The sequence below is a fragment of the Acinetobacter towneri genome, from assembly GCF_001758345.1.
Lineage (GTDB): Bacteria > Pseudomonadota > Gammaproteobacteria > Pseudomonadales > Moraxellaceae > Acinetobacter > Acinetobacter towneri_A.
The window spans coordinates 88,545-104,820 of sequence record NZ_MKQS01000007.1; the positions used below are offsets into that span (position 1 = coordinate 88,545).

General features: G+C 41.3%; 13 protein-coding genes and 1 pseudogene. 6 read left to right on the forward strand and 8 right to left on the reverse strand.

All coding sequences use genetic code 11. The features are described 5' to 3' along the window. The first annotated feature begins 23 nt into the window (after positions 1-23). The 4 genes from greA (at position 24) to BJN41_RS05495 (ending at position 2,186) form a co-directional block, all read left to right on the forward strand. On the forward strand, positions 24-500 hold the full coding sequence (greA, locus tag BJN41_RS05480; RefSeq protein WP_070153933.1) for a transcription elongation factor GreA: 477 nt from the start codon (positions 24-26) through the stop codon (positions 498-500). A gap of 111 nt (positions 501-611) precedes the next feature. Continuing rightward, entirely contained in the window at positions 612-824 is a 213-nt protein-coding gene (locus BJN41_RS05485; RefSeq protein WP_070153934.1) for a hypothetical protein, read from the forward strand. Between the two features lie 93 nt (positions 825-917). Further along, on the forward strand, positions 918-1,556 hold the full coding sequence (locus BJN41_RS05490; RefSeq protein WP_070153935.1) for a CatB-related O-acetyltransferase: 639 nt from the start codon (positions 918-920) through the stop codon (positions 1,554-1,556). A gap of 189 nt (positions 1,557-1,745) precedes the next feature. Continuing rightward, complete coding sequence (locus tag BJN41_RS05495) at positions 1,746-2,186, forward strand: universal stress protein (RefSeq protein ID WP_019836772.1); 441 nt, start codon at positions 1,746-1,748, stop codon at positions 2,184-2,186. A 158-nt stretch (positions 2,187-2,344) separates the two neighbouring features. Here BJN41_RS05495 and BJN41_RS05500 read toward each other — a convergent pair whose 3' ends face one another. The 3 genes from BJN41_RS05500 to BJN41_RS05510 all read right to left on the reverse strand — a co-directional run bounded on the left by BJN41_RS05500 (position 2,345) and on the right by BJN41_RS05510 (position 4,667). After that, on the reverse strand, positions 2,345-2,680 hold the full coding sequence (locus tag BJN41_RS05500) for an MGMT family protein (protein WP_019836773.1): 336 nt from the start codon (positions 2,678-2,680) through the stop codon (positions 2,345-2,347). A gap of 81 nt (positions 2,681-2,761) precedes the next feature. Continuing rightward, positions 2,762-3,667, reverse strand: a complete 906-nt coding sequence (locus BJN41_RS05505) for a neutral zinc metallopeptidase (RefSeq protein WP_070153936.1) — start codon at positions 3,665-3,667, stop codon at positions 2,762-2,764. A gap of 70 nt (positions 3,668-3,737) precedes the next feature. Further along, positions 3,738-4,667 (reverse strand): DUF808 domain-containing protein, encoded by a 930-nt coding sequence (locus BJN41_RS05510; RefSeq protein WP_070153937.1) that lies wholly within the window; start codon positions 4,665-4,667, stop codon positions 3,738-3,740. A 206-nt stretch (positions 4,668-4,873) separates the two neighbouring features. Between BJN41_RS05510 and trpS the strand changes: the two genes are divergently transcribed. Both trpS and BJN41_RS05520 read left to right on the forward strand, forming a co-directional pair. Next, positions 4,874-5,887 (forward strand): tryptophan--tRNA ligase, encoded by a 1,014-nt coding sequence (gene trpS / locus BJN41_RS05515; RefSeq protein ID WP_070153938.1) that lies wholly within the window; start codon positions 4,874-4,876, stop codon positions 5,885-5,887. 702 nt (positions 5,888-6,589) lie between these two features. Next, positions 6,590-7,450, forward strand: a pseudogene (locus tag BJN41_RS05520) (poly-beta-1,6-N-acetyl-D-glucosamine N-deacetylase PgaB). Positions 7,451-7,663: 213 nt separating this feature from the next. Here the strand turns inward: BJN41_RS05520 and sucD are convergent. The 5 genes from sucD to BJN41_RS05545 form a co-directional block, all read right to left on the reverse strand. After that, positions 7,664-8,554, reverse strand: a complete 891-nt coding sequence (sucD, locus tag BJN41_RS05525) for a succinate--CoA ligase subunit alpha (protein ID WP_019836778.1) — start codon at positions 8,552-8,554, stop codon at positions 7,664-7,666. Positions 8,555-8,566: 12 nt separating this feature from the next. Continuing rightward, entirely contained in the window at positions 8,567-9,733 is a 1,167-nt protein-coding gene (sucC, locus tag BJN41_RS05530; protein WP_070153939.1) for an ADP-forming succinate--CoA ligase subunit beta, read from the reverse strand. Positions 9,734-9,906: 173 nt separating this feature from the next. Beyond that, positions 9,907-11,340 carry a dihydrolipoyl dehydrogenase gene (gene lpdA / locus BJN41_RS05535; RefSeq protein WP_070153940.1) on the reverse strand — a complete coding sequence of 478 codons (1,434 nt, stop codon included), beginning with the start codon at positions 11,338-11,340 and terminating at the stop codon, positions 9,907-9,909. A gap of 60 nt (positions 11,341-11,400) precedes the next feature. Further along, a complete protein-coding gene (odhB, locus tag BJN41_RS05540; RefSeq protein ID WP_019836782.1) occupies positions 11,401-12,615 on the reverse strand; it encodes a 2-oxoglutarate dehydrogenase complex dihydrolipoyllysine-residue succinyltransferase in 1,215 nt (404 codons plus the stop codon). Positions 12,616-12,631: 16 nt separating this feature from the next. Then, positions 12,632-15,454, reverse strand: coding sequence for a 2-oxoglutarate dehydrogenase E1 component (locus BJN41_RS05545; RefSeq protein ID WP_070153974.1), 2,823 nt, complete (start codon positions 15,452-15,454; stop codon positions 12,632-12,634). Between the last annotated feature and the right edge of the window lie 822 nt (positions 15,455-16,276).

Sequence of the window (16,276 nt, forward strand, 5' to 3'; positions counted from 1 at the left end):
CAATTTTTTTAAAGAGGGACAACATGCAACGTTATCCTATGACGCCTGAAGGTAAACAGGCTTTAGAGCAGGAATTACAACAACTTAAATCGGTTGAACGTCCACGTATTATTGCAGCGATTGCTGAAGCGCGTGAACATGGCGACTTAAAAGAAAATGCCGAATATCATGCTGCGCGTGAGCAGCAAGGTTTCTGTGAAGGCCGCATTCAGGACATCGAAGGTAAACTGGGTGCTTGCCAGGTGATTGATGTTAAAGAACTGGAGCAAAACGGTCGTGTAGTTTTTGGCGTCACTGTGACTATTGAAAATCTGGACACTGAAGAACGCAAAACTTACAAAATCGTGGGTGATGACGAAGCTGATTTTAAAATCAATAAAATTTCAGTGAACTCACCAATTGCACGCGGTTTGTTGGGTAAAAATGAAGGGGATGAAGCCAAGATTGTTACTCCACAAGGCGAAGTAGAATACGAAATTGTGAGTGTAGAATATCTTTAAGAATCAAAGATAACTGCACGCAATGCCCCTCTTTGAGGGGTTTTTTATTGCCTATTAATCATACAGCCGAGCTTATAGATTATACTGCGATAAAAATAGAGGAAAAATAAGATGGAAAATCGCATCATTCATGCATTTGTTTATGCGCTTTCTGGGGCTGTGTTAGGACTCATATTAATTCCAGTCTGGGGACTCTTCATCAATACACAAACCGGTCCCGTCAGTATCGTATTGGCATCATCACTCTTTTTTGGCATTTGGGGATTCTTACTTCCAAACAGTGTTAAAAATGTTTTTATGTATTTGTGGAATTGGTTTAGATAATCAGAACATCCCTACACCGCAAAACTTGCGCACTTTTTAGCAGTGCTGAGCAATATTCGTTATAATTCCCTCACCTTCCCACACGAAAAAACCATGTCAGAAGCGCTGATTAATTCCCCTGTAAAACACTGGTGCGAATTTGAGTTTATCTCCAAAACTGTAAAAAATCCGAATATCCATATTAAAGGCAATTATTCGTATTATTCAGCTTATTGGGATCAGGGCTTCGAGCGTTGTGTCGTGCGCTATTTGCACGACAAACCCGCCACAGCAGAAAAACCTATTGATCAGCTCTTTATTGGCAATTTTGTCTGCTTTGGTGCGGAATGCGTGATTATGATGGGGGGCAATCAATTGCATCGCAGTGATTGGATTTCTGCTTTTCCATTTGACACCMGTAGTTTTGTAGCTGGAGGTGATACCAAAATTGGGGATGGATGCTGGATTGCTAGTCGTGCCATGATTATGCAAGGCGTTGAACTAGGTGAAGGTGCAATTGTGGCGACAGGTGCAGTGGTCACACAAGATGTACCGCCTTATGCCATCGTGGCAGGTGTGCCCGCCAAAGTAATCAAATACCGTTTTAGTGAAACAGAGATTGCTCAACTTTTGGCACTAAAACTGTATGATTTAGATGAAAAATATCTACTACAAATACGAGAACAATTGCAGAGTGATGATGTTCATCAACTGATCAATTTTTTGAAAAATACGCAAACAAAAAATCACTAAAACTTTAGTTGAATTGAAAGCACAGATTCACAATTCCATGCTAAATTAAGGTGAAATAATGATTTATAGCACTCAATTATCTTTATGAAATTACTGGGTTTTATTCTATATAAATTCAGCGTAAGATAAGACAGCACTCAGAGCGAATATTTTATTAAAGTATTGAAATTACAATAAGGAGAAACACTCATGGCTTACCAAAACATCCTCGTACCAGTGGACGGTTCTGAAACTTCTTTTGCTGCTGTTGCAAAGGCTGCTGAACTTGCAAAAGCATTTGGTAGTAAAATCACTGTGGTACAAGTACTTACACTTGACCCGTATATTGCTGCAGAATACATCACTGCAAACCAAACCAATGACTTGATTGAACGCGCGCGTGCTTCTATCGTGAAAACTTTAGAAGAAGCAAAGCAAAAATTCACTGAACAAGGTGTTGAAGCTGAAACTAAACTACTTGAAGGTCAAGTGATTGCACGCGAAATTACCAACGCTGCGAAAGAGTTAAATGCTGACCTTATTGTGATTGGTTCACATGGTCGTACTGGCTTGAAAAAATTATTCTTAGGTAGTGTTGCGCAAAGCATCCTAAGCGAAGGCACTACACCTGTACTTGTGGTACGTCAATAAGATTGCGTGTTCCTCATTTCTACGGAAGCGAGGAACTTCCCCCTCTCATTTATTAGTTTTTTTGTTTATTCCGAAACTTTTATTGCTTCTTTTCACTCAGCAAACTTGCTTCAGTATCATCACATCTCAATATTAAACACTCAATTTAACAGTAAAGTTTAATTCTGCCATTGGTATTGTTTTAAATTCACCTTCCCTGCAATGACCAGAACCCCTTCCTTTTGCAATTTTACCGTTTGTATATTTTCTCCTTGGGCGTTGAACTTGCTTAGGCTAATTTTTCCTTGCGCATTAATCACCCGATGCCACGGCACTGTATGTTCTGCCGATAAATGCTTAAGGACATAACCGACTAAACGTGCATGTTTGGGCAGGCCCGCTAGACGTGCCACTTGCCCATAGGTCGCAACCTGACCTGCTGGAATCAAACACACCACGTTCAAAATCATGTGAGCTAATTCATCACTCGGTTTATGGCTTAAAGTTTTTTGCATCCATCCACTCGCGTTGATTTAGCCGATAAAAAGGAGCGACTGACTACACTCCTTTTGTTTGTAAAACTTGAATTTGAGTCTTTAAATTGCGGCATTGAATGTATCACAATCATTAATCAAGCCTGATTTTAAGCCAGTCTGGAACCATTGTACGCGCTGAGCACTGGTGCCATGGGTAAAGCTATCAGGTACGACTTGCCCACGTGCACGTTTTTGCAAATAATCATCGCCAATTTTATGTGCTGCATCCATCGCTTCTTCAATATCGCCTTGTTCAAGGAATTGAGTACGCTGGTGGTTATGATGCGCCCACACCCCCGATAAACAGTCCGCTTGCAGTTCCTGACGCACCGAAAGCTGATTGCCCTGCACTTCACTAACTTGCTGACGTGCTTTATGCACTTGCTCTGAAATTCCTAAAATGGTCTGAATATGATGCCCAACTTCATGTGCCACCACGTAGGCTTGGGCAAAATCACCTGCCTGATCATCTCGGCTTAATTCAGTCTGATTTTGCTCACCACCAATACCCATTTGCTGACGCATGGCTTGGAAGAATGAAGTATCAATATATACTTTTTGATCGGCTGGACAATAAAACGGCCCCATTGCCGATTGTGCCGTACCACAGCCAGAATTAACCACACCTGTAAATAACACCAGTTTAGGCGGCACATATTGGCTATCTAGCTGCTGCTGAAACACTTGTGACCATGTATCTTCCGTATCGGCCAAAACAGTACCAACAAACTCAATTGCCTCTTGTTGTTCAGGAGTTGGATTATCTAAACCTTTGGTTTCAGCACTTTGTGCATGAGAGGTGACTTGTTTGGTCGCTTGATAAGCCGATTGAGGATCGACCCCAAAGAACTTCCATGCAACAAAGGCCACTACTAAGCCCAAAATACTGATACCGCCCGCTTTTGCTCCACCGCCACCACGGCGGTCTTCTACATTTGTGCTAACTCGACGACCTTTCCAACGCATTATTCTTATCCTTTCTCAATTTTTTGAATGATAGTTCATTCTAAATATAGTCTAAGTCTTGAAGCAGGTCTTATTGACTCGGTTTAGACTTTGGCCATACTTTTTGAATCAGTGTAACCATAATCACAACCAACACACCCGCTAAAATACCCACTGCAAAATTCATTAAGGTTGGCGTTACAGCCCCTACAATACTGCCCATCGTTGGGATGTGTTGTACATACTCTACCGTATCTTCTGTGAAATGGTGCACAAAAGGAATAGCATGATTGATAATTCCTCCACCAACCAAGAACATCGCTGCAGTACCCACCACAGATAAAGTCTTCATTAATATTGGAGCAAATGCCAGTAAACCACTCCCAATACGTTGTTTAAAATTAGATGCTTGTTCAGTCAGATGTAAACCAATGTCATCAATTTTGACAATTAACGCAACGAACCCATAGACACCCACCGTCATGGCAATCGCAATTAAACTTAATACTGTCACTTTGGTTAGAAAGCCTGCCGCAGCCACAGTCCCCAAAGAAATCACCACAATTTCCGCCGATAAAATAAAGTCAGTACGCACTGCACCTTTAATTTTTTCGTTTTCATACATCGCAAGGTCTTGTTCAGTTTGAATTAATTCTAATTGTGCTTCTTTAGCCGATTGAGCTTTTTTGTGCTGTAAGGTGTGCATGATTTTTTCCACACCTTCATAACTTAAAAATAGACCACCAATCACCAATAAAGGATTGATTAACCACGGTGCAATTACACTAATGAATAATGCCAACGGTACTAAAATCAATTTATTAACAAAAGAGCCCTTAGCTACCCGCCATACCACAGGCAACTCACGATCGGCACGCACACCACTCACCTGCTGCGCATTCAATGCCAGATCATCACCCAATACCCCTGCTGTTTTTTTAGCAGCCATTTTGCTCATGACCGCCACATCATCTAAAACAGTTGCAATGTCATCTAATAAAAGTAATAAGCTGCTCGCCATTGCGTTGTTATCCTTATATGATTTTCAAGTTATTTTAAAACTGAATTTATATAGGGTCTGTATTTACTTCATTAATTTTTACAGCAAAATTTTTTACAGCAAATTCTATTCAACTCACTTAAGGAAGTGACATTGAAAAATGTTATGCCTTACAATGTAGCAATTCATCGGTACATAGATGTCGTAGATACGACTTGGAATAAAAAATGAGTAATCAAGATAATCGTCCTGTGATTTTGACAGGCGATCGTCCAACTGGACAATTACATTTAGGTCACTTTGTGGGTTCTTTACGTTCACGTGTAGGTTTACAAGACTCACATCATCAACATCTGTTACTTGCCGATGCTCAAGCCTTAACTGACAATGCCGACAACTTTGAAAAAGTACGTCGCAATATTATTGAGGTAGCAACCGATTATTTAGCGGTGGGGATTGATCCAACAAAAACCACCATTTGCGTGCAATCTTGCCTGCCAGCGCTAAACGAACTTACCATGTTGTATTTAAACTTCGTGACTGTGGCACGTTTGGAGCGAAATCCAACCATTAAATCTGAAATTCAGATGCGTGGTTTTGAGCGTGATATTCCAGCAGGTTTCTTATGCTACCCTGTGGCGCAAGCAGCTGACATTACTGCATTTAAAGCAACGGTTGTCCCTGTGGGCGAAGACCAAATTCCAATGATAGAGCAGACCAATGAAATTGTGCGTCGTGTGAATCGTCAAATTGGTCATGATTTGTTGCCTGAATGTCAGGCGCTGTTGTCAAATGTTGGGCGTTTACCTGGTTTTGATGGTAAAGCCAAAATGTCAAAATCACTGGGCAATACCATTGTATTAGATGCCACAGACAAAGACATTAAAAAAGCCGTCAATGCGATGTACACCGATCCGAATCACCTGCGCATTGAAGATCCAGGTCAAGTTGAAGGCAACGTGGTATTTACTTATTTAGATGCTTTTGATAGCAACAAAGAAGAACTTGAAGAACTGAAAGCGCATTATCGTCGTGGTGGTTTGGGCGATGGTACGGTGAAAAAGCGTTTGGAAGGCATTCTAAAAGAATTGATTGGGCCTATCCGTGAACGTCGTATCGAGTTGGCAAAAGACCCAGATTACATTATGGACATTTTGAAATCGGGTACAGATAAATGTCGTGATATTACTCAGCAAACTTTAGACGAAGTGAAAGCTGGATTAGGCGTTTTCCGTTTCTAAACCATTTTTTCTAAACACCTGTTTTATCACGTATTGCTTAAAACCAAAGCCTCTAATTTACTAAAATTAGAGGCTTTTTTATTTCTGCAAAACCTTCAAAATCTCGTGATTTTACTCACACAAAACACTTATTAGTTACGTTACTTAACATCACGTAACTCGAATACTGAGGAAGAGTATTCAGGTTTTGCTTATGATAATCACATGCTTTAGGAGCAATCCTAATTTCATAACATTTCTCCTTTACCGAAACTGTGTATGCAGATTCGTAGTTCCTACGCAATGATCACCCCAATCATTGCGTATTTTTTTGTCTGAATTATCGCCTTGATACCTGCATATACCTAAACTTTTAGCAAATTGTATACATCACAACTGACTCTTTATTAGAGGTAATACAGGACTCAACAGCATCATTGCAAAATTCTACTTGAAGCCAACGGTATTCCAATTAAAGTAACTCTATTCTGTTGTACAGCTTTAAATGTGATGCCCTTATTTATGTCTGGACTCATCCGAACTATTCAGCGTATCAGTCAAATTGGACTCTTGATGACGATTTCCACTTACGCACAAATACACGCCTTGGTGGTGATACCAGACCACCCTATTCAGCATGTTTTGCATGAGCCACTAAAACTGCCTAACGCAAATTCACCCAAACCTAATCTACACAAGCATCACATTGCAAAAATGCGCATCATGCACATTGATTTAGATTATATGTTTGACACCGACAAAGCCCAACAAAAGCGAAATATACAAGCCTTAATTCAACGTATTAATGCCATTCAGCCCAATACCATTTTTTTGCAGGCTTTTGCCGACCCAGATGCCAATGGTTCAGCCGATCAGGTTTATTTTGAGAACCGCCATGTACCAGTGCGGGACAATTTGTTTCAACAGGTGCATCAACTCATTCGTGATAAAACTCAGGTTCAACAAGTCTATGCTTGGCTACCAGTGCTGGCTTGGGAATTACCCAAAGCTCAAGATTTAAACTATGTAGAACATCGTCAAGGCGGTCAAAAAGGCTATATTCGCCTTTCTCCTTTTGAAGAGAAAAACTTGGCAATTATTGTCGATATTTTCCGTGATTTTATTCAGCACAACCCTGTAGATGGTGTGCTGTACCATGATGATATTACCTTGTCAGATTATGAAGACTCTTCGGCTTCGGCACGTAAGTACTATCAAGAATGGGGCTTTTCAAAACGAATTTTCAACAATATTCGACACCCTTTGCAGGGACGTTTAGCCAAACACAAAACTGCGTACTTGGATCAATTGGCTGCGGGCATCACCCAAGTTTTAAAGCAATACCAACCGAATTTATTGGTTGCTCGGAACATGTATGCACCTGTGGTGCTTCAACCACAAAGCGAATAGTGGTTTTCACAATCCATGCCAAGTACCTACCGTTATTATGATTACAACGCAATTATGGCCATGCCCTATATGGAACAAGCTAAAGATCACAAAAAATTCTATTTAGATTTAATTCGACATGCAAAAAAATACGACCCAAATTTGGATCGTACTATTTTTGAGGCTCTAGACTAGCAGAATAGATATGTTAGTCTAGAGCCTTATAAAATATTACTTATTACATAATTTTTACTTAATTAATTGATTAAAAAAACTTTATATTTCAATTATTGCACGCTTTCACACATAAAAAATCCCCTTTTACGGGGATTAAATCGATCATTATGTTCTGCTTAATAGGCAATCTAATGATTGAATGATCTGTTAATTAGATTGCCGAAATTTAGCTTAAGCCAAACCTTTTTCCTTAAGTACTTGCAGCATGGTAGAACCTAATTCTGCAGGACTACGTGTATATGCCATTCCCGCTCGCTCAAAGGCAGCAAACTTTTCTTCTGCTGTGCCTTTACCGCCTGAAATAATTGCACCCGCATGCCCCATACGCTTGCCTTTTGGTGCAGTCACACCTGCAATATAACCCACTACAGGTTTGCTGACATTGGACTGAATATATTCAGCAGCCTCTTCTTCTGCCGTTCCGCCAATCTCACCAATCATAATAATGGCATCAGTATCTGGGTCATCTTGGAATAATTTTAAAGCATCAATCTGATTCATTCCTGGAATTGGATCCCCTCCAATACCAATACAAGTCGATTGTCCAAGTCCAAGTTTTGTAGTTTGAGCTACCGCTTCATACGTCAGCGTACCTGAACGTGAAATAATTCCAATACGGCCTGGTTGATGAATATGTCCTGGCATAATGCCAATTTTACATTCGCCTGGTGTAATCACGCCTGGACAATTCGGCCCAACTAAACGTGTTCCATTGCTATTGGTTTCCAAATAGCGCTTAGCCTTGAGCATGTCGATGGTTGGCACGCCTTCTGTAATCACGACAATTAAACCTACGCCTGAATCTACAGCTTCCACAATCGAATCTAGAACAAATGGTGCTGGTACATAAATCACGGATGCATCTGCAGCTGTTTCACGTACCGCTTCTTTCATAGTGTTAAACACGGGTAATTCTAAATGTGTTTGACCACCTTTACCTGGCGTTACCCCACCCACCACTTTCGTGCCATAGTCGAGTGCTTGTGCTGAGTGAAAAGTCCCGTTCTTACCCGTAAAACCCTGAACCAATACTTTGGTGTTTTTATCAATTAATACGCTCATGCCTGATTCTCCTTAAGCTTTCACTGCAGCAACAATTTTTTCTGCAGCATCGGACAAGCCATTTGCAGAAATAAGTTTTAATCCTGATTCATCTAGTAATTTAGCACCTAGCTCTGAGTTGTTTCCTTCTAAACGAACCACCACAGGTACCGTCACATTTACTTCCTGAACCGCTGCAATAATTGCTTCCGCAATCATGTCACAACGTACAATTCCACCAAAAATATTAATCAGTACACCTTTAACCGAGTGATCTGCCAAAATAATTTTAAAAGCTTCAATCACACGTTCTTTGGTTGCACCACCACCTACATCTAAGAAGTTCGCAGGCTGACCACCATAGAGTTTAATAATATCCATGGTCGCCATTGCCAAACCTGCACCATTGACCATACAACCGATATTACCTTCTAGAGCAACATAGTTCAGGTCAAATTCTGATGCACGCAATTCACGCTCATTTTCTTGTGTTTTGTCGCGCAGTGCCAAGACTTCAGGCAAACGATACAGCGCATTAGAATCAATACCTACTTTAGCATCGACACATAAAATGTCGCCATTTTCACGTACAGACAATGGGTTAATTTCAAACAAGGCAAAATCATTGTCGATAAATGCCTGATAAGCCGCTGTCATAATCTTCACAAACTGCGTGATTTGACTGTCTTTGAGTTTTAATGCAAAGGCCACTTCACGTGCTTGAAATGGCAATAATCCCACCAAAGGATCAACTTCTACTTTAATAATTTTTTCTGGGGTTTCTTCTGCCACTTTCTCAATTTCAACACCACCTTCGGTAGAGGCCATAAAAGTGACGCGACGGCTAGAACGATCTACCACTGCACCTAAGTACAGTTCACGCTCTACAGGATAAACATCTTCAGCCACTAAAATACTGTTTACAGGCTGACCATAGGCATCGGTTTGATAGGTGACCAAACGTGTTCCTAGAATTTGGTTGGCATAGTCTGCTGCTTCTTGTGCAGATTTTACGACCTTCACGCCGCCCGCTTTACCGCGACCACCTGCATGCACCTGAGCTTTCATCACCGCAAATTTACCGCCCAGTTGCTCGAAAGCTTGCACGGCTTCTACGGCTGTAGTTGCCAAAATGCCTTCTTGTACTGGCATACCATATTTTTTTAAAAGCGCTTTTGCTTGATACTCATGTAGATTCATTGACTAACCTTTTACTACTTCTTTTATTCAGTTATCACCACCAATATCAAACCAGAGTTTTAATATTGCTTTCCTAGTGTGGTTTTTTCCTATGCTCTTTACTTTTAGATGATTATTCCCATAAATACAACCATCAAATGCAAAAAGAGCGGCCTAAGCCGCTCTTTTTAGTATTATTTACGTTTACGCTGAATCGCGTGAATCGCACGCCCATCTACCGCTAAAGCGGCTTCATGCACCACTTCAGAGAAGGTTGGGTGACCAAATGTCATTAATTGTAAATCTTCAACTGAAGATACAAATTCAAGTGCAATCATACCTTGGTGAACGATGTCAGACGCAGCAGGTCCAATCACGTGCATACCAAGTAGACGGTCAGTTTTTGCATCTGCAACAAACTTCACGAAACCAGCACCTTCGCCTGCAGCTAAAGCGCGACCATTGACCGCGAAACCGAATTGACCAGTTTTCACTTCGTGGCCTTTTTCTTTCGCTTGCTCTTCAGTTAAACCAACCCACGCCGCTTCAGGGTGTGTGTAGATGACTGAAATGATTGTGTCGTAGTTAACTTGTGCAGCATGACCGTGAATACGTTCAACTGCCATTACGCCTTCTTCCATTGCTTTGTGTGCAAGCATTGGACCACGTACCAAGTCACCAATTGCATATACACCTTCAACAGAAGTTGCACACCAATCGTTTACTTCAACCAAGCCACGTTCAGTCAGTTTAATACCGCAGTCATCTGACAATAAACCTTCAGCATAAGCACGACGACCTACACAAACGATCAATTTATCGAAAGTTTGTTCTTTGTCTTCGCCGCCTTGGGTATATTTAACAGTCACTTCACGACCATTAACTTCAGTACCTGAAACTTTCGCACCGATACGGATATCCATACCTTGCTTGGTCAATAGTTTTTGGTAGTCTTTTGCCAAAGCTTTGTCAGCCATTGGTAAGAATGCATCCATTGCTTCAAATACAACAACTTCTGCACCTAGACGACGCCATACTGAACCAAGTTCAAGACCAATTACGCCTGCACCAATCACACCTAAACGCTTAGGCACTTCTGGGAATTCTAATGCACCAGTAGAATCAACAATAATGTCTTGATCTACAGGAGCAACAGGAATATTTACAGGAACCGAACCAGTCGCAAGGATCACATACTTAGGTTCTAAAACTTGAGTTTCGCCTTCATGAGAAACGAACTCAACTTTTTTACCAGCAAGTAGTTTACCCGTACCTTTTAACCACTCAACACCGTTACCTTTTAATAACTGATCAATACCGCCAGTTAATTGGTCAACGATTTTGTCTTTACGTGCCAAAAGCTTTGCAAGGTCAAATTGTACTTCACCTGTGGTGATACCATGATCAGCCAAGTGAAGAACCGTATCTTCATAACGATGTGAAGAATCTAGTAATGCTTTAGATGGGATACAACCCACGTTTAAGCATGTACCACCTAAAGATGGTTTACCTTTGTGAATACGTTTTTCGATACACGCAACTTTAAAGCCAAGTTGAGCCGCACGAATTGCCGCTTCATAACCACCTGGGCCACCGCCAATAACAACAAGATCAAATTGTTGAGACATTTTTATCTCCAAAAATGGGCTTAGAGGATCGCTTCAAGCCCACTGATTTATTCTTTAGAATTAAAGGTCAAGGATGAGTTTAGCTGGCTCTTCTAACAATTCTTTAATTGTTACAAGGAAACCTACAGCTTCTTTACCATCAATTAAACGGTGGTCATAAGAAAGCGCTAAGTACATCATTGGCAAGATTTCAACTTGACCATTTACCGCCATAGGACGCTCTTGGATTTTGTGCATTCCCAAAATAGCAGTTTGTGGCGTGTTTAGAATTGGTGTAGATAACAATGAACCGAAAGTACCACCGTTAGTAATAGTGAATGTACCGCCAGTCATGTCTTCAATACCAAGCTTACCGTCACGTGCTTTATAAGCATAGTCACGAATACCGTTTTCTACTTCAGCGTAGTTCATGCGGTCTGTATCACGTAATACAGGAACCACTAAACCACGGTCAGAAGAAACCGCAACACCGATGTCGTAGTAACCGTGATATACGATGTCATCGCCATCAATAGAAGCATTTACTGCTGGGTAGCGTTTTAATGCTTCAGTTGCTGCTTTTACGAAGAAAGACATAAAGCCTAAACGTGCACCATGGCGTTTTTCAAATGCGTCTTTGTATTGTGCACGCATTTCCATGATTGGCTTCATGTTCACTTCGTTGAATGTGGTTAACATTGCAGTTTCTTGAGTCGCTGCAAGTAAACGCTCTGCCACGCGTTTACGTAAACGTGTCATAGGAACACGTTTCTCGATACGCTCACCTACCGCAACGCTTAATGGCGCAGCTGCAGCAGCAGGTTTAGCTTGATGATTTGCAACATCTTCTTTAGTGATACGACCACCGCGACCTGTACCAGACACGTCTGCAGCATTGATACCTGTTTCAGTCAATGCTTTACGTACTGCTGGTGCTTGGTCAGCAACAGGTTGTGCACGCTCAACAACTGGCGCAGCGCCCGCTTCAGTTTTCGCTGCAGCTTGCTCTACTTGATCTTCAGACTGAACAGCTTGAGTTTGAGCCGCGCCAGATCCAGCACCCGCTTCAAATTGAGCAATTACTTCGTCTGAAAGAACAGTGTCGCCTTCATTTTTGATGATTGCAACGATTGTGCCATCCGCAGGAGCGACTACTTCCAAAACAACTTTATCGGTTTCAATATCACAGATCACTTCATCACGTGAAACTGCTTCACCAGGTTGTTTGTGCCAAGTTGCAATCGTACCGTCTGCAACTGACTCTGGAAATACCGGTGCTTTAATTTCGGTTGCCATTATTTCGAATCTCCTGTTATTCAGCTACGATCGCAAGCGCGTCATTGATGAGCTGAGCTTGTTGTTTTGCATGCAAATATGGTGAACCACACGCTGGTGCTGCAGATGCTTCACGGCCCGCATAACTAATGCGAATCTGTTTACCAGTTTTCATTACGTCATCATATAATCGTGGCGCGATGAATAACCAAGCACCTTGGTTCTTCGGTTCTTCTTGAGTCCAAACCAGTTCTTTTACGTTTGGATAAGAAGCAAGAACTTCAGCAAGACGTTGTTCTGGATATGGGTACAACTGTTCAATACGAACAATTGCAGTATTGTTCAATTCTAATTCACGACGTTTTTCAAGCAAGTCGTAATACACTTTACCGCCACACAATACTAGACGAGTCACATCTGCTTTGTTGATGTTGTCAATTTCATCAATCACAGTCTGGAATGTACCAGTTGCAAGCTCATCAAGGTTAGACACGGCTAACTTGTGACGAAGTAAAGACTTCGGCGACATGATGATCATTGGCTTACGGATTGGACGAATTGCTTGACGACGTAAAGCGTGGAAAATCTGTGCAGGTGTGGTTGGTGTCATCACTTGCATGTTCTCTTCCGCACAAAGCTGCAAGAAACGCTCTAAACGTGCAGATGAGTGCTCAGGACCTTGACCTTCAAAGCCGTGTGGAAGAAGCATTGTTAAACCACACACACGCTCCCACTTGGTTTCGCCAGATGAAATGAACTGGTCGATTACCACTTGAGCACAGTTTGCGAAGTCACCGAATTGCGCTTCCCAAATAATCAGGCTCTTTGGAAGAGTCGTCGCATAACCATATTCAAATGCCAATACTGCCATTTCAGACAATAATGAGTCATAGATTGCAACACGCGGTTGGTTCTCTTTGATGTGGCAAAGTGGAATATAAGTTTTACCATCGACTTGGTTATGCAGTTTTGCATGACGATGTGAGAAAGTACCACGACCAACGTCTTCACCAGTCAAACGAACAAGGTAACCATCATCCAACAAAGTTGCGTAAGCTAAAGTTTCAGCTGCACCCCAGTTCAGTGGCATTTCACCTGTTTGCATTTTCAAGCGATCATCAATCACTTTAGCAACTTGGCGCTGCATCACGAAACCTTCTGGAAGTTTACGCATGGTTTGACCAAGTTCTTTCAAACGCTCGATTGGGAAAGTTGTATCCCAATCGTCTGTATAGTCGTGACCTAAGTATGGCGACCAATCTACAAACATTTTGGTATTTGGCTCAAGTACCAATGCGTTCGCAACGTGATTACCCGCTTCTAAATCTGCACGGTAATCTTCAATCATTTGATCTGCTGCTGCGCGATCCAACACACCTTCTTGTACCAATTGGTCAGCATACAAAGTACGTGTAGTGGCCTTTTTGTTAATCACTTGATACATCATTGGCTGAGTTGCTGCAGGCTCATCCGCTTCGTTGTGACCACGACGACGGTAGCAGAACAAATCAATCACAACGTCTTTACGGAATGTATGACGGAAATCGTGTGCCAATTGAGATACAAAAATCACTGCTTCAGGATCATCGCCATTCACGTGGAAAATTGGCGCCTGAATCATTTTTGCAATGTCAGTACAGTATTCAGTAGAACGTGCGTCACGTGGGTCAGATGTTGTGAAACCAACTTGGTTGTTAATCACAATGTGAACTGTACCACCTACGGTATAACCGCGAGTTTGTGACATTTGGAAGGTTTCTTGGTTAACACCTTGACCTGCAAATGCTGCATCACCGTGAACGATTAATGGCAATACATCATCACCACCAATGTCTTTACGACGTACTTGACGCGCACGTACAGAACCTTCAACCACAGGTCCAACAATTTCTAAGTGCGATGGGTTAAATGCAAGCGCCAAGTGCACTTCACCACCTGGAGTCATCACGTTCGATGAGAAACCTTGGTGATATTTTACGTCACCTGAACCTTTTTTGTGCAAGCTCTTACCTTCGAACTCACCAAACAAGTCTGCTGGGTTTTTACCCATAATGTTCACAAGCAGGTTTAAACGACCACGGTGTGGCATACCAATCACGACTTCTTTACATCCAACAGTACCTGCACGTTGAATGATTTCATTGACCATCGGGATAAATGATTCACCACCCTCTACACCAAAGCGTTTCGCACCAACGTATTTATTACCTAGAAATTTTTCTAGGCCTTCAGCGGCAGTTAAACGTTCAAGAACGTGTTTCTTTTGATCTGCAGTAAATGTGAACTTACCACGCGCACGTTCTAAGCGTTGTTGAATCCAGCGTTTTTCTTTGGTATCAACAATGTGCATGTATTCTGCACCGATTGAACCGCAGTAGATGGCGTCCATGGCTTCAACCATTTCGCCCAATGTGGCTTGAGATTTGCCAATTTCTAAATTACCTGTATGGAAAACAGTATCTAAATCGGACTTAGTTAAGCCATGCGCAGCAAGATCAAGATCAGGCACGTCTTCACGTTTTGCCAAACCTAGTGGATCTAATTTTGCTTTTTGGTGACCACGGTTACGATAAGCAGCAATCAGTTGCAACACGCCAATTTGACGTTGTTCATGTTCAGAACTCACTGAACCCTGAACAATCGCTTGAACGCGATTAGAATTACGACCTAATAAAAGGAATTGCTCACGTACATTACTGTGTGGTTGATCACCCTTCGGGAATTTATCGAAATATTCGCGCCAATCAGCACCGACTGATTCCGGTGACGTTAAATAATGCTCGTAAAGTTCTTCAATATACGCTGCACTATCAGCGGAAAGTTCAGTGTCAAGACGCAGTGCGTCAGCAACTTCTTGCATTTGTGGACCCATTTCCTATTGCAAAAACATTTTCCAGGATGCTTTTTAAGCAAACCCATGATTGATAATGTCAAATTGGTAACATGACATTAGCCCCCAATCGACATAAGTCATGAGGCGTTATCACTACATTAGGAAAACCCAATGTCATTTATGAATCATAACGCCCTCACTGGCATCATCACTCACTTATATACTCGACCTAAGCCGAGCAATTTTTTGCAAAATCGTTTTAGAAAAAATAAGTGCTCAGTCTTAGCTTTTCTAATACGACTTTTCTGCAATAGTCCTGATTTAATAACACATCATTTGCACTTAAAATGTTGATAAAATGTATAAAAATTCAACATTTTTCAAATGTAGTTATTTATTAATCGTAACATGATCTCGGAAATACAATTGATTTTTTTGACACATACCTCCTATAAATTGGCGAAATACATTGATTCTATTTTCATCTAACATATGGTGCTTTATTTAAAAAACAGATGCAATTTAGACCAAAGTCCAACACCGCTATTTCAGATAAAATAAAAGAGAGCACATCTCTCAATCTGCCCTCTCACTTACACGTTATATGATAACATCTATAAATAAATATTGCAGCTAAACTTAGCATTTACCCATGCATTACAAAAAAATAGCAGCACTGGATTACAATTCTGTGCAACTTTAGTCGGCTAAAAGCCATTTTTGTCTATTAACCCACCAATTATTCTTAAAAATATCGAATTTTCATTTCGAATCACACTTTTTACTCTTTTTTATTTACGCACTCATCAAAAACAAGCAACTTATCACACGACTTTTACAGTAATTTTG